Here is a 25,326-nt window from a genome sequence, read left to right as displayed (position 1 = left end):
GCTTCCGCCTGTCGGGAGACCGTCGTTCACTCGACGAGCACCGGCCCCTCGGGCCCGTGCCGGAAAACGGCCGCACCCCGTTCGAGGTGCGGCCGTTGCCCGGCACGACAGGGTCACTCCGCGACGATCACCTGGATGTCGTCACCACCGGCATCGTCGGGCTCACCCACAGCTACGAACCAGTGGCTCACCTCGCCGTCCTCCAGATCACCGCCGATATCCCCGGTCGGCAGAACCGACAGGGCACCCGCCGTCGCGACCGCCAGGAATTCCGCCAGCGCCGCCGGACCACCCGCCGCCGTGGTGTACGTGGTCGACTCGTAGTCGATCTCGTACTCCCCGCGCATCGTGTCGGCGTGGTCGAGCGCCTGCTCCTGGGTGAGGGTGCGCAGACCACCCTCGGAGGTGCGGATCACGAAGGCCGGATGATCGTCGGCCAACGGCCGGACCCGATCGGCGTAGGAGACCGGATGCGACTGTGCCGCATCGATTTCCGCACGCACCTTCGGATCGGTCGGTACCAGCCACCGCACCGACTTGGCGGCCGGTTCCAGCGTGATACCGAATCCGGCTCCGGCGGAGACGATCTCACCGAAGGACAGACCGTCGGCGAACAGCGCCGCCGCCCCGGCCTTCTGGATCGCCCACAGCGCGACCACCGCATCCACCGAACGCGGCAACGTCACCGCGACGATGTCACCCGGTCCCACACCGCGGCCGATGAGCACCCGCGCCAGCTTCGACGACCGCGAATCGACCTCGTGGTAGGCGATTTCGGCGTCACCGTCCAGCAGCGCCGGCGCCTGCGGATCCTCCTCGACCACCTTGCCGAGGACGTTGGCCAGCGTGCGGGTGCCGACCCGGGCGGGCTCGGCCGCCGCCGCGGTGCCGACCTGCGACTCCGCGAGGATGCGGTCGCGCTCGGCCTGATCGAGGATGTCGATCGCACCGACCGAACGCTCGGGATCGTCCAGCACCGCGGTGAGCACCCGGACCAGGCGATCGGCCAGCGTCCGCACGTCCTCCGCGGAGAAGCGGCTGGTCAGATACTCCAGGTTCAGTCCGATGGTCGCTTCCGCGGTCACCCACAGGGTCATCGGGTAGTGCGTGGCGCCGGCGAAGTCGACACCGGTCACCGACATCCCGTCGATCGAGGTGACCGCCTCGATCGATTCCCGATCCACCGGATAGGACTCGAAGACCACCAGCGAGTCGAACGCGACGGCCGGACCGCTCACCCGCTGAATATCGGTGAGCCCCACATAGTGGTGGTCCAGCAGCGCGGCCTGCTCCCGCTGCAACGCCGTCAGCATCTCCGCCACCGTGTTCCGGTCGTCGAGATGCACCCGGACCGGCAGCGTGTTGATGAACAGGCCGACCATGGATTCGACACCCGGCAGCTCCGGCGGACGGCCGGAGACGGTGGCGCCGAACACCACGTCCTCGCGGTTGGTCAGGCGCCCGAGCAACAACCCCCACGATGCCTGGACCAGCGTGTTCACCGTGATGCCCAGATCCGCGCAGAACTTGTTCAAGCGCTGCGTGAGGCTGGTGTCCAGTTCGGTGAAGAACTTCTCCGAGCCGTAGGTCTCGGCCGACTGCGACTGCGAGGCCAGCTGGGTCGGCTCGGTGACCCCGGACAGGGCCTCCTGCCACGCCCGCAGCGAATCCTCGATATCGCGGGTCGACAGCCAGGCCAGGAAATCGCGATACGAGTTGACCTGGGGCAACGCGGAGGCGTCACCGCCGGTGGCGTACAGCACCAGCAGATCGCGCATCAGCAGCGGCATCGACCAGCCGTCGAAGACGATGTGGTGCGCGGTGATCGCCAGCTGCCACTGCTGCGCCTCCGCATCCCCGATCCGGTACAGCGTGAACCGCAACAGCGGTGCGGTCGCCATATCGAAGCGGCGGCGCCGGTCCTCGGCGAGCTGATCCCGCAGTGCCGCCGCACCCTCGGACTCCGGCAGCCCGGTCAGATCCACGTCCTGCCACGGGACATCCACCCGGTCCTGCACCAGCTGCACCGGACGGCCGTCGGCATCGGCGGCGAAGGCGACCCGCAGGTTGTCGTAGCGGTCGAGCATCGCCTGGGCGCCGGCCCGCAACCGCTCCACGTCCAACGCGCCCTCGAAGGCGATGATCGCCTGCTGGCCGTACACGTCGACGGTGGACTGAGTCATCATCGCGTGGAACAGCAGACCCGACTGCAGCGGCGACAGCGGCCACACCTCGACCAGGCCCGGATAGTCCCGCTCCCACTGGCGCATGTCCTCGGGCCCGACCTCGACGAGCGGGCCGGTCGGCAGTTCCAGCTGGGTCCCCTCACCGATCTCGGCCCCCGCGGCCAGTGCCGCGATGGTGCGGCGCTCGAAGACGTCACGGGCGCGGAAGTTCACGCCCTGCACCTTCGCCCGCGCCACCAGCTGGATCGACAGGATGCTGTTACCGCCGACGGCGAAGAAGTCGTCGTCGACGCCGATCTCGTCGTTGCCCAGCATCTCGGTGATGATCCCGGTGAGGACATGCTCGGCCGGAGTTGACGGCGCCCGGTACCGCGTGGTGCGGAACTCGGGTTCCGGCAGTGCCTTCCGGTCGAGTTTGCCGCTGCTGTTGAGCGGCAGTTCGGCCAGCACCACGAAGGCCGCGGGCACCATGTACGACGGCAGTGCCTCCGCCAGCTCCGCGGCGACCGCCTCCGGATCGAGACCGGCGTCGGCGTCGGCCGGGACCAGGTAGGCCACCAGTCGATCACCCAGGCGCTCATCGGTCTTCGCGAGGACCGCGGTCCGCGCGACCGAACCGAGCGCGAGGATCGCGGCCTCGATCTCGCCCAGCTCGATGCGGAATCCGCGGATCTTCACCTGGAAGTCGGTGCGGCCCCGGTAATCCAGCTCGCCGTCGGCGGTCCAGGCCACCAGGTCGCCCGTGCGGTACATCCGCTCCCCGGCGACGAACGGATCGGCCACGAACCGGTCCGCGGTCAGATCCGGGCGGCCGAAGTAGCCGCGCGCCAACTGCACACCGCCGAGATACAACTCGCCGGAGACACCGTCGGGCACCGGGTGCAGACGCGAATCCAGCACGTAGACCCGGCTGTTCCACTCCGGCGCGCCGATCGACACCGACGCCTGGTCGGCATCGGTCACCAGATGGTTGGTGACCGAGACCGCGGCCTCGGTCGGACCGTAGACGTTGAACAGCCCGGCCGCGTTCGCCGCGCGGAACCGCTGCGCGGTCGCGGCGGGCAGCGCCTCACCGATGGTCAGCACCCGGCGCAGCGAATCCGCCAGCTGCCCACCGGAATCGATCAGCAGCGCATCCAGCAGCGACGGCACCAGGTGCAGGCTGGTCACCGATTCCCGGGCCATCAGCGCGTTCAGATACTCCGGATCCCGCTGTCCGCCCTCGCGAGCGATCACCATGCGCCCGCCGCTCACCGCCGGGGACCAGTAGGCCCACTCGGAGATGTCGAAGGTCGCCGGTGCCTGCAGCAGCACCACATCGTCGGTATCGAGTTCGAATTCGCCCGCCAGCCACAGCATCTGGTTGACGATGGCGGCGTGCGGCACCGCCACACCCTTGGGGCGGCCGGTGGAGCCGGAGGTGAACAGCACATAGGCGGTGTGCTCCGGCAGCAGCGGCGCCGTCCGGTCGGCATCGGTGACCTCGGCCGTGGAGTACTGCGACAGATCGAGTGCGTCCACCGTGATCACCGGCGCGTATTCGGTCTCGAATCCCGTCTCGGCATCGGTCAGCACGCAGATCGGCGCGGCGGTCTCGAGGATGAAACCGGTCCGCTCGGCGGGCTGGTCGGGGTCGACCGGCACATAGACGCCACCGGCCGTGGTCACCGCGTACATGGCGGCCACCAGTCCGGCGGACCGGCGCATGGCCAGCACCACCCGGACCTCCGGCCCCACACCCAGCGAGATCAGATGCCGGGCAAGGGTGTTCACCCGATCCGACAGCTCGCCGTAGCCGACGTTCCCGACGCCGTCCTCGGTCAGTGCCACCGCCTGCGGGTCCGCCGCCATCGAGGATCGCAACAGCGAGGCCAGCGTGGCCGCGCGATCGGTCTCGTGCGCGGTCTCGTTGCGGGCGGCCAGTGCCCGACGCTCGGAGCCGTCCAGGATCTCGAGCTCACCCACCGCCAGATCCGGCGCGGCGACGATGCCGCGCAGGATACGGACGAACCGATCCACGAAACCACGCACGGTGGCCTCGTCGAAGACGGCGGTCGCGTAGGTGAGCGCACCGGTGATGCCGGTGGGCGCGCCCGCGGTGTCGTAACCGTCGGTGATCAGCAGGTTCAAGTCGAACTGCGAGAGCTCGGTGTCGAGTTCGACGCCGGACAGCGTCAGTCCGGGCAGCTCCAGGCTCGCCGAACCCTGGTTCTGGAACGACAGGCCCACCTGGAACAGCGGGTGGTGCGCGGTCGACCGGACCGGGTTGAGGATCTCCACCAGGCGTTCGAACGGCAGATCCGCGTGAGTGAACGCCTGCAGGTCCGCGTCACGCTGCCGGGCCAGCAGTTCCACGAACGGCTCACCGGAGTCCACCCGGGTGCGGAACACCAGGGTGTTGACGAACATACCGATCAGATCGTCGAGTTCACGCTCGCCGCGACCGGCCATCGGAGTGCCGATGGCGATGTCGTCGGTCCCCGACAGCCGCGCCAGCAGCAGCGCGAAGGCGGTGTGCACCACCATGAACAACGTCGCGCCGCGCTCGCGCGCCAGTTCCACCAGCGCCCGGTGCAGCTCGGCATCGATATCCACCGTGACCGTCGCGCCCACGTAGGACTGGGTGGCCGGGCGCGGGCGATCCAGTGGCAGATCCAGCTGATCGGGCAGATCGGCCAGCGCCTCGGTCCAGTACGCGACCTGCTTGGCGGCCAGCGAATCCGGATCGTCCTCGGGGCCCAGCAGCTCCCGCTGCCAGACGCTGTAGTCGGCGTACTGGACGGGCAACGGCTGCCAGGTGGGCGCCTCGCCGACCGAGCGGGCGGCATAGGCGGTCATCACATCGCGGGTCATCGGCGCCATCGAGGAACCGTCACCCGAGATGTGGTGGACGACCATCGACAACACGTATTCCCGTGCGTCGGTGGCGCTTGCGTCGGTGATCTCGAACAGCACCACCCGCAGCGGCACCTCGGCGGTGATGTCGAACGTCGTCGACACCACCTCCAGCAGGGACGCTTCGAGTTCGGCCGAGGTCACCGCGCGCAGCTCCAGTTCCGGAACCGCCCGGCCGACCGGCAGGACCACCTGCACCGGATCGAGTGCGGCAGCACCGGATTCGTCGGTGCCCAGCGGGTAGACGGTCCGCAGCACCTCGTGGCGAGCCACCAGGTCGCCGATCGCCGCACGCAGCGCCGCGACATCGAGCTCACCGGTCAAGCGCACCGCGACCGGCATGTTGTAGGCGGCCGAATCCGGATCGAACCGGTTCAGGAACCACATCCGCTGCTGCGCCAGCGACAACGGAATCCGTTGCGGCCGTGCCAGGCTGCCCAGCACCGGGGCGCCGGATTCGCGGGTGTGCGATTCGATCGCCGCCGCGAATCCCGCGACCGTCGACCGTTCGAACAGCGCCCGCACCGCGACCCGGGTGCCGACCGCGGTGGCGACTCGCGCGATCACCTGGGTGGCGATCAGCGAGTTGCCGCCGAGCTCGAAGAAGTCGTCGTCGGCGCCGATCCGCTCGACACCCAGTACCTCGGCGAACACGCCCGCCACGATCTCCTCGATCGGGGTGGACGGGGCCCGGAACTCGCGGCGGCTGAACGTCGGCGCGGGCAGCGCCTTGCGGTCCAGCTTGCCGCTCGGGTTGAGCGGGAACGCCTCCAGCTCGATAATCTGCGACGGCACCATATAGGCCGGTAGCCGCTGTCCCGCCGCGTCGAGCAGGGCCGCCTGGTCCAGTCGCAGACCGGGCTTCGGCACCGCGTAGACCACCAGCTGATCGCCCAGCTCCGAATCCATCACCAACGCGACGGCCTGGCTGACCGCCGGCTGTGCCAGCACCACCGACTCGATCTCGCCCAGCTCGATGCGCTGACCGCGGAACTTCACCTGGAAGTCGATGCGGCCCAGGTAATCCAGGACACCCGTACCGTCGGTCTCGCGCCAGCGCACCAGGTCACCGGTGCGGTACATACGGTCACCGGCACCGAACGGGGAGGCCACGAACCGCTCCGCGGTCAGATCCGGGCGACCCGCGTAGCCACGGGCCAGCTGATCGCCGGCCAGGTACAACTCGCCGACCACGCCCGCGGGCACCGGACGCAACCGCGAATCCAGCACGTAGACCCGGACGTTGCCCTCCGGGCGCCCGATCGGGACGCTCAGCGGCTCGGCACCCGTCGCGGCCCAGTGCGTCACGCTGACCGTGGCCTCGGTGGGGCCGTAGAGGTTGTGCACCCGGGCATTGCTGATCGCCTGCACCGCCGCGACGGTTTCCGGCGGCAGCGCCTCACCCGCGGCGAGGATCGTGCGCAGGGTCGGAATCGCACCGGCCGGGGTGTGCGCGGCGAGCACCGTCAGCATCGAGGGCACGAAGTCGGAGATCGTGACCCGCTGCGCGGCAATGGTTTCCGCCAGGTACAGCGGATCGCGGTGGCCGTCCGGGGTGGCCACGACCAGTTTCGCGCCCACCCGCAACGTCATGAAGTAGCCCCACAGCGAGATGTCGAATGTGGTGGGCGTCTTCTCGAGATAGACGTCGTCGGCGGTCATCGGGTACTGCACCAGCATCACGCTGATCTGGTTCTGGATGGTGCGGTGCGAGATCGCCACACCCTTCGGCCGTCCGGTCGAACCCGACGTGAAGATCACGTAGGCCGGGTTGTCCGGATGGATCGGCGCCAGCAGTTCGTCCGCGCGCACCGGAGTGGTCTCGAAGCCGTCCAGATCCACGGTGTCGAGGTTCATGACCTCCACGCCGTCGGGCACCGGTACCGCGTCGGCGGTGCGGGTCAGCACACAGACCGGTTGCGCGGTCTCGAGCACGTGCGCGATCCGCTCCGCGGGGTGGTCCGGATCCAGCGGCACGTAGGCGCCACCGGCGGTGACGATCGCGTACATCGCGACGACCTGTTCCAGCGACCGCCGGATCGCCAGCCCGACCAGTGACTCCGGGCCCACGTCCTGCCAGATCAGCCGGCGGGCGAGGAGGTTCACCTTCTCGTCGAACTCACGGTAGGTCAGCTCGGCGCCCTCGAAGGACACCGCGACCCGATCCGGGTACTCGGCGACCGCACGGCGGTAGCCGTCCAGCAGCAGACCCGGCTCGACCGGCACATACCTGTCGTTCCAGTCCACCAGGATGCGATGGGCCTCGTCCGCGCCGAGCAGCACATCGATATCGACCACCCGGTCCTGCGCGGGACCGGCCAGTGCGGTCAGCACCCGGACCAGGCGGGCTCCCAGCTCCGCCACCTCGGCCTCGGTGAAGCGGCTGGTCAGGTACTCCAGCCCGATCTCGATGACGGATTCGGCGGTGACCATCAGGGTCAGCGGGTAGTGGGTGTTGCCGACGAAATCGACACCGGCCACCGACATCCCGTCGATCGCGCTGGCCGCCGCGATGGCGTCGGCGTCGACCGGATAGGACTCGAAGACCAGCAGCGAATCGAATTCGACACCGTCACCGGCGACCTGCTGGATATCGGCCAGTCCGAGGTAGTGGTGGTCGAGCAGGGCCGCCTGCTCACCCTGCAGGCGGGTGAGCAGTTCACCGGTGCTCACCTGTCCGTCCACCCGCACCCGCACGGGCAGCGTGTTGATGAACAGACCCACCATGGACTCGATACCCGGCAACTGCGCCGGGCGTCCCGACACCGTGGCGCCGAACACCACATCGTCACGGCCGGTCATGCGGCCGAGCAGGATGCCCCAGGCCGCCTGCATCACGGTGTTGACGGTGACGCCGAGTTCCGCCGCGCGCCGGGTGATCCGGCCGGTGGTCTCGGCATCCAGGACGACCTGATGCTTGCCGACCTCCAGGCTTCCGCTGCTCTCCTCCACCTTGGCCTCGGCGGCGAGCCGGGTCGGTTCCTCGACCCCGGCCAGCGCCTGCTGCCACGCGCGCATCGACTCGTCGCGATCCCGGATCGACAGCCACGCCAGGAAGTCCCGGTAGGAGGTGAGCTCGGGCAGTGCGGAGCGGTCGCCGTGCACGGCGTAGAGCACCAGCAGATCCCGCATCAGCAGCGGCATCGACCAGCCGTCGAACAGGATGTGGTGCGCGGTGATCGCCAGCCGCCACATCGGGTCGGCGTCCGCGGCCGAGACGGTCCGGTACAGCGTGAAGCGCACCAGCGGCGCGGTCGCCATATCGAAGTGCGAGGCCCGGTCCTCCCGCAGCTGCCGCTGCAGTTCGGATTCCCGTTCGGTCTGCGCCACTCCGGTCAGATCGATCTCGCGCCACGGCACCCGGACCTCGTCGAGCACGATCTGCACCGGCTGACCGTCGGCATCGGCCGCGAAGGCCACCCGCAGGTTGTCGTAGCGATCGAGCAGACCCTGCGCAGCGGCCCGCAGGCGCTGCGCGTCCAGCGCACCGGTGAAGTCGATGACCGCCTGCTGGGTGTAGATGTCGACCCCGGACGAGGTCAGCATCGCGTGGAACAGCAGACCCGACTGCAGCGGCGACAGCGGCCACACCTCGGTCATACCCGGGTAGGTCTGCTCCCAGCGCCGCAGATCGGCGGCGTCCGGCTCCACCAGCGGCCCGGTGGGCAGCTCCGGCTCGTCGGCGTCGGTGTCGACCGAGACCGCGGCCAGGCCCGCGATGGTGGGATGTTCGAACACGTCCCGCGCGCTGAACCGCACCCCGCGGGCCTTGGCCCGCGAGACCACCTGGATCGACAGGATGCTGTTACCGCCCAGGCCGAAGAAGTCGTCGTCGATACCGATCTCGTCGCGGCCGAGCACCTCGGCGAAGACCTCGGCGACGGCCCGTTCGGCCGCCGTCGACGGCGCCCGGTACGGGGTGGACTCGAATTCCGGTTCCGGCAGGGCCTTGCGATCGAGCTTGCCGTTGACGTTGAGCGGCAACGCCTCGAGGACGACCCACGCGGCCGGGACCATATACGACGGCAGCGCGGCCTGCAGCTCCGAATTCACCCGGGCCACATCGACATCCGCACCCGCGGCGGGAACCAGATACCCAACCAGACGGTCGCCGAGGCGCTGATCGGACGTGGCGATCACCGCCGCCGAGCCGATCTCCGGCAACGCCAGCAGCGCGGCCTCGATTTCGCCCAACTCGATGCGGAAGCCGCGAATCTTCACCTGGAAGTCCACGCGGCCCCGGTAATCCAGCTCGCCGTCGGCGGTCCAGGCCGCGAGGTCACCGGTGCGATACATCCGCGCACCCGCGTCGAACGGATCGGCCACGAAGCGCTCGGCGGTCAGATCCGCGCGACCGAAGTAGCCCCGGGCCAGCTGCGCGCCGGCCAGATACAGCTCACCCGCGACACCGCGCGGAACCGGCCGCAACCGCGAATCCAGCACGTACACCCGGGTATTCCACTCGGGCGCGCCGATCGGCACCGAGCCGGTGTCGGCGGCGGTGACCTCGTGGCTGGTGACCGAGACCGCGGCCTCGGTCGGGCCGTACAGGTTGAACAACCGCGCGGTGTTCGCCCGGCGGAACCGCTGCGCGGTCGCACCCGGCAGCGCCTCACCGATGGCCAGCACCCGCCGCAGCGAATCCGGTAGTGCCCCGGCGGATTCGGTCAGCAGCGCGTCCAGCATGGAGGGCACCACGTGCAGGGTGGTCACCGACTCCCGGCGCATCAGCGCGTTCAGGTACTCCGGATCCTGGTGACCGTCGGCCGTGGCGACGACCAACCGGCCACCGCAGACCGCGGCGGTCCAGAACTCCCAGACCGACAGGTCGAAGGTCGCCGCGGTCTTCAGCAGGACGGCGTCGTCGGCGCCGAGTGTGAATTCGTCGACCGCCCAGAGCAACTGGTTCACGATCGCGGCATGCGGTACGGCCACGCCCTTGGGGCGGCCGGTAGAACCGGACGTGAAGATGACATACGCCGTGTGCTGCGGGCTCAGCTCACCCAGCAACTCGTCGGCACTCAGCGGAGCGCCGTCGAACTCGACCGGCTCGTCGATGCGCACCAGCGGTGCGGCATCGGTATCGAATCCGGACCCGGCGATGGTCAGTACACAGACCGGTGCCGCGGTGCGCAGGATGTAGTCGGTGCGCTCGGCGGGCTGATCCGGATCGACCGGCACGTAGGCGCCGCCGGCGGCGGTGACCGCGTACATGGCCACCACCAGGTCCACGGAGCGGCGTAGCGCCAGCGCCACCCGCGACTCCGGACCCACGCCCAGCGAGATCAGATGCCGGGCCAGCCCGTTCACCCGCTCGCCGAGTTCGGCGTAGGACACGGTGCCGCCGTCGGAGTCCACCAGCGCGACCGCCTCGGGGGTCGCGGCGATGCGATCCGCGAGCAGCGAGGTCAGTGTCGCGCCGGTGTCGACGGCCCGATCGGTGGCGTTGTGGCCGGAGATGAGCTCCCGCCGTTCGGCCGCCTCGAGGAATTCGAGATCACCGACCGCGGTACGCGGCGCGGCGACGATCGCCTCGAGCAGGCGGACGAACCGGCCGGCGAATCCGGCGACGGTCTCGGCGTCGAAAAGGTCTGTCGCGTACGTGAAGTGACCGCCGATGCCATCTGGCGCGCCGGACTCGTCGTAGCGGTCGAACACGATCAGATGCAGATCGAACTGCGATACCTCGGCTTCGGCGCCGAGCCCGGACACCGTCAGGCCCGGCAGTTCCAGGCTGGTCTGCGCCAGGTTCTGGAACGACAGGCCGACCTGGAACAGCGGATGCCGCGCCGTCGACCGGACCGGGTTGAGCACCTCCACCAAGCGCTCGAACGGCACATCCGCGTGGGCGAAGGCCGCGATATCCGATTCCCGTTGGCGCGCGAGCAGATCCGTGAACCCGGTGCCGCCCTCGACCCGGGTGCGGAACACCAGGGTGTTGACGAACATACCGATCAGATCGTCGAGCGCCGCCTCACCACGACCCGCGACCGGAGTGCCGATCGCGATGTCGTCGGTGCCCGACAGCCGGGCCAGCAGCACCGCCAGCGCGGTGTGCACGACCATGAACAGCGTCGCGCCCTCGGCCCGCGCCAGATCCACCAGCGCGGCGTGGGTTTCGCTGTCGATTCGCACGTCCACACTGCGACCGGCGAACGACTGCACCGCCGGGCGCGGACGATCCGCGGGCAGATCCAGCTGATCGGGCAAGTCGGCCAGGGTCTCGGTCCAGTACGACAACTGCTTGGCGGCCAGCGATTCCGGATCGTCCTCGCTGCCGAGCAGTTCCCGCTGCCAGATGCTGTAGTCGGCGTACTGCACCCGCAGTGGCGCCCAGGCCGGCGACTCGCTCGCGGACCGGGCGGCGTAGGCGGTCATCAGATCGCGGGTCATCGGTCCCGCGGAGGAACCGTCACCGCTGATGTGATGGATGACGATCGCCAGCACGTGATCGCCCGGAGTGCCGGCGATCTCGTAGAGCGCCACCCGGATCGGCACCTCGGTGGTGACATCGAAGGTGGTACCGAAGAATTCGGTCACGGCGGCGGCGACCTCGTCGGCGCCGATGACCCGGCGCTCGGGCGCGGCGACCGCGCGTCCCGGCGGCAGGATCAACTGCACCGGTCCGCTGTCGGTCTCCGGGTACATGGTGCGCAGCACCTCGTGCCGGTCGACCAGATCGCCCAGTGCGGCCTGTAGCGCGTCCACATCGAGATCGCCGCTCAGCCGCAGCGCCATCGGCACGTTGTAGGCGGTCGATTCCGGATCGAAGCGGTTGAGGAACCACATCCGCTGCTGCGCCAGCGACAGCGGAATCTGTTCCGGCCGGGCGATACTGCCCAGTTCGGCCACCCGCGCACCACGGGCCGAGGACTCGATGGCGGCCGCCAGCGCGCCGACCGTGGGGGTTTCGAACAGTGTGCGGATCGGCACCCGGGTATCCACCGCCGCGCCGAGGCGGGCGACCACCTGGGTCGCGATCAGCGAGTTACCGCCGAGGGCGAAGAAATCGTCGTCCACACCGACCCGTGCGACACCGAGCACATCGGCGAAGACACCGGCCACGATCTCCTCGATCGGCGTCGTCGGAGCCCGGAACTCGGTCCGGGTGAACGTCGGCGCCGGCAGCGCCTTGCGATCCAGCTTGCCGCTGGTGTTGAGCGGGAACGCGTCGAGTCCGACGATCACCGCGGGCACCATGTAGCTCGGCAGGACCTCCCCGATGGCGGCGAGCAGTTCGGACTGCTCGATCCGCGCGCCGGGGACCGGCACGGCGTAGGCCACCAGCTGATCGCCCAGTTCCGAATCCATCACCAGGGCGACCGTCTGGCTCACCGACGGCTGTGCCAGCAGCGCCGATTCGATCTCACCGAGTTCGATGCGCTGGCCGCGGAACTTGACCTGGAAGTCGGTGCGGCCGAGGTATTCGAGGACACCGGCGGTAGCTCCAGGCCCGGAAGCGGCAGCCCGCGTAACCACGGCGGGCTCGCGGACGCCGCCGTCGACACCGGGCTGCTCCGCACGCCACCGCACGAGGTCACCGGTGCGGTACATCCGCTGACCGGCGGCGAACGGGTCGGCGACGAAGCGGTCCGAGGTCAGATCCGGACGCGCCACGTAGCCGCGCGCCAGCTGATCGCCGGCCAGGTACAACTCGCCCACGACGCCCGCGGGCACCGGGCGCAGCCGCGAATCCAGCACGTACACCTGCGAATTCCACTGCGGGCGTCCGATCGGCACGACCGCGGTGTCGGCGGCGGTGGCCGGCCAGTAGGTGATCGAGACGGCGGCCTCGGTGGGTCCGTAGAGGTTGTGCACGACGGCATCGGATATCGCGCTGACCGCCGCGACGGTCTCCGGCGGCAGCGCCTCGCCGATCGCGAAGATGTCACGCAGGGTCGGGATCGATCCGGCCGCGGTGTGCGCGGCGAAGACCGTGAGCATCGACGGCACGAAGTCGGTCACCGTCACCCGCTGCGCGGCAATGGTTTCCGCCAGGTACACCGGATCGCGATGGCCGTCCGGCGTCGCGACCACGAGGGTCGCGCCGACGCGCAGCGGCATGAAGTAGCCCCACAGCGACACGTCGAAGGTCGTGGCGGTCTTCTGCAGATACACGTCGCCGGTGGACATCGGATATTCGGCGAGCATCCAGGTGGTCTGGTTGTGGATCGCCGCGTGCGACACCGCGACGCCCTTGGGCCGTCCGGTCGAACCCGACGTGAAGATCACGTAGGCCGGGTTCTCCGGGCGGACCGGGCGCAGCAGTTCCTCGTCGCGCACGGTGGTGCCCTCGAAGCCCGACCAGTCGACGGTGTCGATGGTGATCACATCGAGTCCATCCGGGACCGGCACGGCGTCGGCGGTGGTGGTGACGAGACAGACCGGCTGCGCCGTCTCCAGCACGTGACCGATCCGCTCGGCCGGATGGTCCGGATCCAGCGGCACGTAGGCGCCGCCCGCGGTGATGATCGCGTACATCCCGACGACCAGATCCAGCGAACGCCGGACCGACAGCGCGACCAGCGATTCCGATCCGACACCGCGCTCGATCAGCAAGCGCGCCAAGCGGTTGACGCGCTCGTCGAACTCGCGGTAGGTCAGTTCGGAGCCCTCGTAGGCGACCGCGATCCGATCCGGATGCGCCGCCACGGCGGCGCGGTAGCCGTCGAGCAGCAGCTGCGGCTCGATCGGATGGCGAGTGTCGTTCCACTCCACCACGATTCGATCGCGTTCGGCGGAGTCGACCAGGATGTCGAGCTCGCCCACCTGTGCGGCGGGCTCACCGAGCAGCGATTCGAGCACCCGGATCAACCGGTCCGCGAGCGTCTGCGCCTGTTCGGCGGAGAAGCTGCCGAGCTGGTACTTCAGCGCGATCTCGATGGTCGATTCGGCCGTCACCAGGACCGTGAGCGGGTAGTGGGTGTTGTCGTCCACGCGGACGCCGGTCACCGCCATACCGTCGATGGAGCTGGCGGCGGCGATCGAATCCCCGTCGATCGGGTAGGACTCGAAGATCAGCAGGGTGTCGAACAGCGCACCGGCGCCGACCGACTGCTGGATCTCGGTGAGGCCGATGTAGTGGTGGTCGAGCAGATCGGCCTGCTCACCCTGCAGTCCGGTGAGCAGGTCGGCGACCGTGGCGTGGTCGTCGATCCGCACCCGCACCGGCAGGGTGTTGATGAACAGGCCCACCATCGACTCGATATTCGGCAGCTCCGCGGGCCGGCCGGAGACGGTGGTGCCGAATACGACATCCGAACGTCCGGTCAGCCGGCCGAGCAGAATGCCCCACGCCGCCTGCACCAGGGTGTTCACCGTGACGCCCAGTTCGGCCGCGCGGCGGCCGATGTGCGCGGTGCGCTCGGCGTCGATGTCGACGACCAGCTTGCCGATCTCGTCCTGCTCATCGGCGCCGCGCTTGGCCTGGGTGACCAGCTGGGTCGGTTCGGTCACGCCGGACAGCGTGCGGGTCCACATCCGCAGCGACTCCGCCCGGTCGCGGCCCGCGAGCCAGACCAGGAAGTTGCGGTAGGACGGGATCCGCGGCAGTGCGGCCTGATCACCGCGAACGGCGTACAGCACCAACATATCTCGCATCAACAGCGGCATGGACCAGCCGTCGAGCAGGATGTGATGGGTGGTGATGGCCAGCTGCCAGGTGTCGGCGGCGGTCCGGAACAGCGTGAATCGCATCAGCGGCGGGGACGCCAGGTCGAAATGGGTCTCCCGGTCGGCGACGCTGCGACGCTGGAACTCCGGAATCCGCTGCGCCTGCGGCAGTTCGGTGAGATCCACCGACTGCCACGGCACCTCGACCCGATCCAGCACGACCTGGACGGCGCGGCCGTCGGCATCGGTGACGAAGGCCGTGCGCAGGTTCGGATAGCGGTCCAGGATGGCCTGCGCGGCGGCACGCAGCCGCTGCTCGTCCAGTTCACCGGTCAGTTCGACCGTCGCCTGCATGGTGTAGACGTCGACGGTCGACTGGGTGAGCAGGGCGTGGAACAACAGGCCGGACTGCAGCGGCGACAGCGACCACACATCCGACAGCGACGGGTAATCGCGTTCCCAGACCTCGATCTCGGACTGGCCGACCCGCACCAGCGGCAGATCCGACGGGGTGAGCCCGCCGGCCTCGGGACGCTGCGCGTGGCGCGCGAGCGCGGTGAGTGCCGCGGTCCACAGATCGGCGAACTCCTGTACCCGCTCGCGGGTCAGCAGTCCGGACGGGTAGGCGAACGAGGCGCCGAGCTGCGGGCCGTCCGGACCGTCGGTGACGATCGCGTTGATCGAGATCGCGCCGTGAGCGGGCATATCCGCATCTCCGGCGGCCTCGAACTGACCGAGGTCGTCGACCGGAGCCCAGCCCAGCTCACGCAACTGCGCGGCCAGATCGCCGGTGTCGGCGGCCGCACCGGTGGCGACCCGGCCCAGGTAGTTGAAGCTGATCTGGGCGCTGTCGCCGAGCTGTGCGGCGGTCTCCGGGTTCAGATAGCGCAGCAAACCGTAGCCGATGCCCTTGTCCGGCACCGCCAGCAACTGCTCCTTCACCGATTTCACGATGTCGCCCAGGGCTTTTCCACCCGCGAACGCCTCGTCGAGATCGGCGCCGGCGAGGTCGAGCCGCACCGGACCGGCGCTGGTGAACCAGCCGATCGTGCGCGACAGGTCGGCACCGGGTGCCACCTCTTCCTCGCGGCCGTGGCCCTCCAGATGCACCAGCACCTGGTCGAGCGACTCCCGGCGCCACCGCGATATAGCCATGGCCAGTGCCGACAGCAGACCGTCGTTGACGCCGCCGTGGTACAGGGCGGGGGCCGCGGTCAGCACGGCGTCGGTCACCTCGGTCGGCAGGGTCACCTCGACCTGCTCGACCGTCGCGATGGTGTCCACCGCCGGATCGAGGGCGCGCGATCCCAGCAGCGGATCCGGCGTCGCGCAGACCTGTTGCCAGAACGGCAGTTCCGCTCGCCGCTCGGGGCTGCGCGCCGCGTCGACGAGGGCGTGCGCCCAGCGCCGCATCGAGGTGCCGTTGGCCGGCAGCGCGACCGCCTGGCCGGCGCTCAGCTGCGACCACGCCGTGGCGAGGTCAGGCACCAGAATGCGCCAGGACACTCCGTCGACGACGAAGTGATGCGCCACCACCAGCAGCACATCGCGGTGGCCCGCGGCCCGGCCCGCCTCGTCGAAGGCGAACCAGACGAACTGCAGCATCACCGCGGCGGCGGGATCGAGACGATCCAGGGCGGCATCGGCCTCGCGGCCCGCCAGTGCCGTCAGTGCGGCGGCATCGATGTCGGCGGGCACGTCCACGCGATGGACGAACGCACCGACCTGGAGGACGCCCGGTTCGAGCGCTTCGAAGTTCCAGCCGCCGACGGCGTCGGAACGCAGCCGGCCGCGCAGCACATCGTGGTGGTCGACGACGGAGGCGATGGTGGCGACGAGGGTGTCGCGATCCATGCCGTCGGGCAGGCGCAGGGCCACCGACTGCGAGAACCGGCGATAGGACGCGCCGCTGGACAGCACCGAGGCCATGATCGGGGTGAGCGGGATCTCGCCGACCCCGCCGCCGGGCAGCTCCGCCAGCCGCGGAACGGCTGATTCCCCACCGCGAGTGGCGATTTCGGCCAGCGCGGCCACGGTGCGGCGTTCGAACACATCACGCGGCGTGAAGACCACCCCGCGCGCCTTGGCCCGCGACACCAGCTGGATCGACAGGATCGAATCACCGCCGAGCGCGAAGAACGAATCGTCCAGACCCACCTGATCGACACCGAGCACCTCGGCGAACACCGCCGCGACGATCGCTTCCACCTCGGTGGACGGCGCCCGGAATTCTCGCGGCGCGAGCTGCGGTTCGGGCAGGGCCTTGCGGTCGAGTTTACCGACCGGGGTCAGCGGAACCTCGTCCAGGACCACGATCGCCGAGGGCACCATATGCGGTGGCAGGCTCGCGGCCACATGATCGGTCAGCCGTGCCGGATCGGGCGCGCGCCCGGTGGCGCCGAGGACGTAGGACACCAGAATCGTGGCGCCGGCCTCGGTTTCGCGCCCCATGGTGAACGCGAACTCGACATCGGGGTGGTTGCCCAGAACCGCGTCGATCTCGCCGAGTTCGATGCGGAAGCCGCGGATCTTCACCTGGAAGTCGCTACGGCCGACGTAATCCAGCTCCCACGGCACCGACGCGCGCGCGATATTGCCGCCCCGCACCCCGGGTTCGGCGTACCACCGCACCACATCGCCGGTGCGATACATCCGGGTACCCGGTTCGCCCCACGGGTTGGGGACGAAGCGGTCTGCGGTGAGCCCGGCGCGGCGCTGATAGCCGCGCGCGAGCGCGCCACCGGCCAGATAGAGCTCACCCGCGACACCCGGCGGGACCGGGTTCAGGCGCGCGTCCAGCACCAGGGCCGACATGCCGTGCACCGGCGTGCCGATGGTGATGTGCTGCCCCGGGAACAGGCGCGCGTAGGAGGAGATGATGGTGGTTTCGGTCGGGCCGTAGGCGTTGAAGTACTTGCGCCCCGGCTGCCACTTGGCCAGCAGCTCCGGCGTGGTGACATCGCCACCGACCGAGGTGACCAGCAGCGGCTGGCCCTCCGGATCCATCGTGCCCAGCACCGCGGGCGTGATGATGGTGTGGGTCACCTGCTCCGTGCGCAGCAGCTGCGCCAGATCCGGACCACCGATGATCTCCGGCGGCACGATGACCAGGGTGGCGCCGGTGTAGAACGCGCACACCCATTCCAGCACCGACGGGTCGAAGCTCGGCGAGCAGATCTGCAGGAACCGATGCTGCGGTTCCAGTTCGTACAGTCCGGTCGCCACATCGGCCAGACCGCCCAGACCGGAGTGGGTGACGGTGACGCCCTTGGGCAGACCGGTCGAGCCGGAGGTGTAGATGACATAGGCCGGATGCGACATCCGCAGCGGCACCGTGCGATCCGCGTCGGTCACCGGCTTCGCCGGCTGCGCGGCGCACAGCTCCGCCGTGGAATCCGCGTCGAGCACCAGCCAGTCCACGTCGGCGGGCAGGGCGTCGACATGCGCCGACCCCGTGATACCCAGTACCGCGCCGGAATCGGTGAGCATATGCCGCACGCGATCGGAGGGGTAGGTGGGATCAACCGGAACGTGCGCACCGCCGGCCTTGGTCACCGCGAGTACGGCCAGCACCATCTCGAACGACCGCGGGAACGACACCGCGACCAGCTTCTCCGGTCCGACACCGCGATCGATCAGGACCCGCGCCAGTCGCGAGGACCGATCGTCGAGTTCGCCGTAGGTGACCGAACGGCCGTTGTAGCGCACCGCGATGCGATCGCGGCCCAGACGCACGCCGTGGCTCATGAGATCCGGCAGCAGACCGGTCGCCATCACATCGTCGCCGTGCACGTGGGTGAGCAGCTGGTACTCGGTGTCCTCCAGCAGCGGCAGATCGCCGACCGGGGTCGCCGGCTCGGCGATGATCGCCGCCAGCAGGCGGGTGAACCGCCGGGCGAACACGGTGACCGTCTCGTCGTCGAAAAGATCACGCGCATAGGAGAATTCGGCGTACATGCCGCCGTCCTCGCCGTTCTCGCGCACGGTCAGCGACAGATCGAACTTCGCGGTGTCGACATCGAAGTCCACCCCGGAGACCCGCAGCCCGGGCAGCTCGAAGGAGCCCTCGGGCAGGTTCGCGAACGACAGCGCCACCTGGAACAGCGGGTGGCGAGCGGTGGAGCGCTCGGGGTTGAGCAGTTCCACCAGCCGCTCGAACGGGATGTCGGCGTGCGCGAAGGCCTGCAGATCCGCATCCTTGGCGCGCGCGAGCAGTTCACCGAATGTCGATCCGCCCTGCACGTGGGTGCGCAGGACCAGCGTGTTGACGAACATGCCGATCAGATCGTCGAGTTCGGCCTCGCCGCGGCCCGCGATCGGGGTGCCGATCGCGATGTCGTCGGTACCGGACAGCCGGGCCAGCAGCACCGCGAGCGCGCTGTGCACCACCATGAACATGGTGGCGTTGTGCTCGCGCGCGATCCGCTGCAACTGTTCGTGCACCGCGGGTTCGATATCGAAGGTGACGCGGCCACCCCGGAACGACTGCACGGTCGGCCGGGCCCGGTCCGCGGGCAGGTTCAGCTCGTCCGGCAGTCCGGCAAGGGCAGCGGCCCAGTAGTCGGCCTGTGCCCGCAGCAGGCTCTCCGGATCGTCCTCGGAGCCGAGCAGATCGCGCTGCCAGATGCTGAAGTCGGCGTACTGCACCGGCAGCGGCGCCCACGCCGGGTCGGCGCCTTCGGCGCGAGAGGCGTAGGCCACCATCAGATCTCGCGTCAGCGGGCCCATCGACCAGCCGTCGGCGGCGATGTGCTGGGCCACGAAGACGAGTACGAACTCGGTGGCGCTCACCTGCAGCAACCGGATCCGGAACGGGATCTCGGTGGTCACGTCGAATCCGGTGGCCACCACCTCGGCGACCGCGGCCATCACCTCGTTCTCGGTGACGGGCACGATGTCGAACCGCACCGGCACCTCGGACGGCGACAGCACCCGCTGCACCGGCCCGTCGGCGGTTTCCGGATAGACGGTGCGCAGAATCTCGTGCCGTGCGACGAGATCGCCGACGGCGGCCCGCAGCGCGGCCACGTCCAGCTCACCCGAGAGCCGGATGGCGGCGGGGATGTTGTCCACCGCCGAGGTCGGGTCGAACTGGTTGAGGAACCACATGCGGTTCTGCGCCAGCGACAGCGGGACCCGATCGGGACGCGGCGCGGCGGTCAGCGCCGGGCGGCCACCGCCGCCCGCGTGCTGGGCCAGGTTGGCGGCCAGGCCCGCGACCGTCGAGGCCTCGAACAGCGCCCGCACGGGCACCTGCGTGTCCAGCAGCGCGCCCAGCCGGGCGGCGACCTGCGTCGCCAGCAGCGAGTTACCGCCGAGGGCGAAGAAATCGTCGTCCAGACCGACGCGATCGACGCTGAGCACCTCGCCGTAGACGGAGGCGACCGCTTCCTCGATCGGTGTCTGCGGCGCCCGGAAGGCCGCCGATTCGAATTCGGGCTCGGGCAGTGCGCGCCGGTCAAGCTTGCCGTTCACGGTGAGCGGCAGCTCGGCCAGTTCGACGAAGGCGGCCGGAACCATGTAGGAGGGCAGTGCCGAATGCAGTTCGGCCTTCACCCGTTCCACATCGATCGCGCCGTCGGCGGGGACCAGATAGGCCACCAGGCGATCGCCGAGATGCGGATCGGCCTTGGCCACCACCGCGGTCTGCGCGATGCGCGGCTGCGCCAGCAGCGCCGCCTCGATCTCGCCGAGTTCGATGCGGAAACCGCGAATCTTGACCTGGAAGTCGATACGGCCGCGGTACTCCAATTCGCCCGCGTTGTTCCAGGCCACCAGGTCACCGGTGCGGTACATCCGCTCACCGGCGCCGAACGGGCTCGCCACGAACCGCTCGGCGGTCAGATCGGCGCGGCCGAAGTAGCCGCGCGCCAACTGCACACCGGTCAGATACAGCTCACCCGACACCCCGGCCGGAACCGGGTGCAGACGATCGTCGAGCACGTAGACACCACTGTTGGCCTCCGGCACACCGATCGGCACCGAGGTGGTGTCGGCGGCGGCGACCCGGTGAGTGGTGATCGAGACCGCGGCCTCGGTCGGCCCGTACAGGTTGAACAGCTCGGTGCGCGGCAGTTCGGCCCGCAGCCGCTGCGCCAGGCCCGCCGGCAGCGCCTCACCGATGGCCAGCACCCGCCAGACCGAATCGGGCAGGCCGTCGGCCACCAGGGCGTCCAGCATCGACGGGACCACGTGCAGGGTGGTGACCCACTCGCGCTCCATCAGCTGGTTCAGATAGGCGGGGTCGCGATGCCCGTCGGGCGCCGCGATCACCAATCGGCCACCGCAGACCGCGGCGCTCCAGAACTCCCAGACCGACAGGTCGAAGGTGGCCGCGGTCTTCAGCAGCACCGCATCGGAGGAGTCCAGCCCGAATTCCGCTGCCTTCCACTGCAATTGGTTCGCGATCGCGGCATGTGAGACGGCCACACCCTTGGGCCGGCCGGTCGAGCCGGAGGTGAAGATCACGTACGCGGTATTCGCCGCGCGCAGCGGCGCGAGGCGATCGGCATCGGTCAGCGGGGCTGCCGAGCGGCCGGACAGATCCACCTCGTCGATCCGCAGCACGGGGGCGAGTGCGGTCTCGAACGCGGTATCGGCATCGGTCAGCACACAGACCGGTGCCGCCGAATCCAGGATGTAGTCGGTACGTTCGGCCGGCTGATCCGGGTCCACCGGCACGTAGGCGCCACCGGCCGCGGCCACGGCGTACATGGCCACCACCAGATTCACCGACCGGCGCAGCGCCAGCGCCACCCGCGCCTCCGGGCCGACACCGGCATCGACCAGCTGCCGCGCCAGGGTGTTCACCCGGTCGCCGAGTTCGGCGTAGGTCAGCGTGGTGCCGTCGGGGTCGACGAGCGCTTCGGCCGTCGGATCCGCGGCCACGGTGCGCGCCAGCAGTGATGCCAGCGTCGCATCGCGATCCATCGCCCGCTCGGTCGCGTTGCGCCCGACCACGAGGGCCCGGCGCTCGGCCGGTTCGAGCAGTTCGTAGTCGCCGACCGGCTCGTGCGGCGCGGCGACGACGGCGGCCAGCAGCCGCTGGAACCGGTCGATGAAACCGGCGACCGTGTCGTGGTCGAAAATATCCGTGGCATAGGTGAATACACCACTGAGGCCCTCGGGCGTACCGGATTCGCCGTAGGTGTCGGCGATGATCAGGTGCAGATCGAACTGCGACAGCTGGGTGTCGAAGTCCACGCCGGAGACCGTGAGGCCGGGCAGTTCGAGGTTGGTCTGCGCCAGGTTCTGGAACGACAGGCCGACCTGGAACAGCGGATGCCGCGCCGTCGACCGGACCGGGTTGAGCACCTCGACCAGCCGCTCGAACGGCACATCCGCGTTCGCGAAGGCCTGGATGTCGATATCGCGCTGGCGCGCCAGCAATTCCACGAAGGATTCGCCGCCGCCGACCCGGGTCCGGAAGACCAGGGTGTTGACGAACATACCGACCAGATCGTCGAGCGCCGCCTCCCCACGGCCCGCGATCGGCGTGCCGATCGCGATGTCGTCGGTACCCGACAGCCGGGCCAGCAGCACCGCCAGCGCGGTGTGCACGACCATGAACAGCGTCGCGCCCTCCGCGCGCGCCAATTCGGCGAGCGCGCTGTGGGTTTCGGCGTCGATCTCGACGGCGACCTTGCCGCCGGCGAACGTCTGCACCGCCGGGCGCGGGCGATCGGCCGGCAGATCCAGCTGATCCGGCAGATCGGCCAGTGCCGCACTCCAGTAGTCGATCTGCTTGGCCGCCAGCGATTCCGGATCGTCCTCGCTGCCCAGCACATCGCGCTGCCAGATGCTGTAGTCGGCGTACTGGACCGGCAGGGCCGCCCAGCCCGGCGCGGCACCGGCGGAGCGAGCCGCGTACGCCGTCATCAGATCCCGGGTCAGCGGGCCCATCGAGGAACCGTCACCGGAGATGTGGTGCACCACCATCGCGAGGACGTACTCGGTGGTGTCCTGTCCGGCTTCGCCGGCGATCTCGAACAGCGTCACCCGCAGCGGAACCTCGCTGGTGACATCGAAGATCGTCGAGCTCAGTTCGACGACCGCCGCCTCGATCTCGGCGGCCGCGAGGGTGCGGACCGCGAGTTCCGGACCGGCCTGCGCGGCGGGCAGGATCACCTGCACCGGTCCGCTGTCGGTCTGCGGATAGACCGTCCGCAGCACCTCGTGCCGGGCCACCAGATCGTCGATCGCGGCGCGCAGCGCGGCGATATCGAGCGTGCCGGTCAGCCGTACCGCCATCGGCACGTTGTAGGCCGCGGACTGCTGGTCGAAGCGGTTGAGGAACCACATCCGCTGCTGTGCCAGCGAGAGCGGAATCCGATCCGGGCGCGGGCCCGCGACCAGTTCGCGGCGGCCGGCCCCGGCCTCACCCTCGACCCGCGCGGCCAGCGCGCCCACGGTCGGCGCCTCGAACAGCATCCGGACCGGAATCCGGGTGTTGAGCGCGCTACCCAGGCGGGCGACCACCTGGGTGGCGATCAGCGAGTTGCCGCCGAGCTCGAAGAAGTCGTCGTCCACACCCACCGCGCGAGTGCCGGCGTCGAGGCCGAGCACATCGGCGAAGGTGTTGGCGACGATCTCCTCGATCGGCGTCGACGGTGCCCGGAATTCGCGGACCTCGAAGGACGGTTCGGGCAGCGCCCGGCGATCGAGTTTGCCGTTCGCGCTCAGCGGCAGTGCGTCCAGGACCACGATCGCTGACGGCACCATGTAGGACGGCAGCATGGCGGCCAGGTGGGTCCGCAGCGTCGCGTCCAGCTCGCCGTCGGCGGCCGCCGGATCGGTGGGGACGACGTAGGCCACCAGCCGGTCGCCGCTGCGCTCACCGGAACGCACGACTGCCACCGCCTGTGCGATCGAATCATGTTCGCGCAGCGCGTATTCGATCTCGCCCGGTTCGATGCGCAGACCGCGCAGCTTCACCTGGAAGTCGCTGCGGCCGCGATAGAACAGCACACCCTCGCCGTCGCGGGCGACCAGGTCGCCGGTGCGGTACAGGCGAGAACCACCGGCGCCGAACGGATTCGCCACGAATCGCTCCGCGGTGAGCCCGGCGCGGCCGACGTACCCACGGGCCAGCTGTTCGCCCGCCAGATACAGCTCACCCGCGACACCCGGGGGAACCGGATGCAGACGCGAATCCAGCACGTAGGCCTGCGTGTTCCACACCGGCGCACCGATCGGCAGCGTGGCCGGGCGGATATCGGCATCCGCCGCCGGCGCCACCGCATAGGTCGCGTTGACGGTGAATTCGGTCGGGCCGTACAGGTTGACCAGTGCGACATCGGACAGGCCGAGTCGCCGGAACGCGCGCACCGTATCGCCGGTGAAACTCTCACCACCGACCAGCAGTGCCCGCAGCGAGCCCAGGGCCGCCGCGTCCGCGGTGCCCGCGAACACCGTCAGCAGCGACGGGACGAACGAGGCCAGGGTGATCCGCTCGGCCGCGATGACCTCGCGGAGGAAGTCGGTGTCGCGATGTCCGTCGGGGCTCGCGACCACCATCCGCGCACCGACCAGCAGCGGCGCCAACGGCTCCCAGACCGAGGCGTCGAAGGTGGCCGGGGTCTTGTACAGCACCACGTCCTCGGCCTGGATGCCGAATTCCGAGATGAGCCAGTGCATCTGGTTGTACAGCGCGGCGTGCGGGACGCCCACACCCTTCGGGCGACCGGTGGAACCGGAGGTGAAGATCACGTAGGCCAGATGCTGCGGGCGCAGCGGCGCGATCCGCTCGGCGTCGGTGACCGGCGCGTCGGAGTACCGCGACAGGTCCAGCTCGTCCACCAGGACGGTGGGCACGTCCGCGACGGTGAAGTCGTCGCGCGAGGTGGTCAGCACACAACCCGGCGCCGCGGTCTCCACGACGTAGGCGATGCGCTCGTCCGGCTGGTCCAGGTCCAGCGGCACATAGGCGCCACCGGCGGCCAGCACGGCGTGGATGGCGACCACCAGATCGACCGAGCGCCGCATCCCCAGCACGACCCGCACGTCGGGGCCGACACCGGCGGCGACGAGATGGCGGGCCAGGCGATGCACCCGGCCGGTCAGTTCCGCGTAGGTCAGGGTCGGGGCGACCGATCCTGCCGCCACCCGATCGGCGGTCGAACGGTCCACGACCGCGACGGCGTCCGGCGTGGCCTCGGCGCGGGCGTCCAGCAGATCGGACACCGGAACCGGCGTCCCGACGGTGACGGCGGTGGAGTTCCAGCCCCGCAGCTGCTGCGCGGCTTCCCAGGTGTCCAGCAGCGGCAGATCGCCGACCGGGCGATCCGGAGCCGCGGTGACGGCCTTGAGGATTCGGAGGAACCGCTGCGCGAACCCGGCGATGGTCTCGGGATCGAACAGATCGGTGGCGTAGACGAACTTCGCGGTGATGCCGGCCGGAACCATCCCGCCGTTACCGGTGGAGTCGGCCGCGCGCAACCGCTCGGTGAGCTCCACCGCGAGGTCGAATTTGGCCGTCTCGATCGGCAATTCGACCCCGCCGACGGTCAGCCCCGGCAGTTCCAGGGTCGTCTGGCGGGTGTTCTGCAGCGACAGCAGCACCTGGAACAGCGGATTGCGGGCCTGCGAACGGCGCGGGTTGAGAATCTCGACCAGTCGCTCGAACGGCAGATCC

Annotated in this window: 1 protein-coding gene (running past one end of the window); it reads right to left on the bottom strand. The window is 69.7% G+C overall.

Translation table 11 applies throughout. The features are described from left to right. Positions 1 to 113 precede the first annotated feature (113 nt). On the bottom strand, positions 114 to 25,326 hold the final stretch of the coding sequence (locus LKD76_RS04635; protein ID WP_227979693.1) for a non-ribosomal peptide synthase/polyketide synthase. It continues 25,271 nt past the right edge of the window; only the last 25,213 of its 50,484 coding nucleotides appear in the window; its start codon lies off the right edge, out of view — the gene reads right to left on this strand; its stop codon occupies positions 114 to 116.

It is taken from the genome of Nocardia spumae, from assembly GCF_020733635.1.
Lineage (GTDB): Bacteria > Actinomycetota > Actinomycetes > Mycobacteriales > Mycobacteriaceae > Nocardia > Nocardia spumae.
The sequence above is the reverse complement of the archived record's forward strand: the minus strand, read 5'-3'. Positions and strand labels throughout refer to the sequence as shown.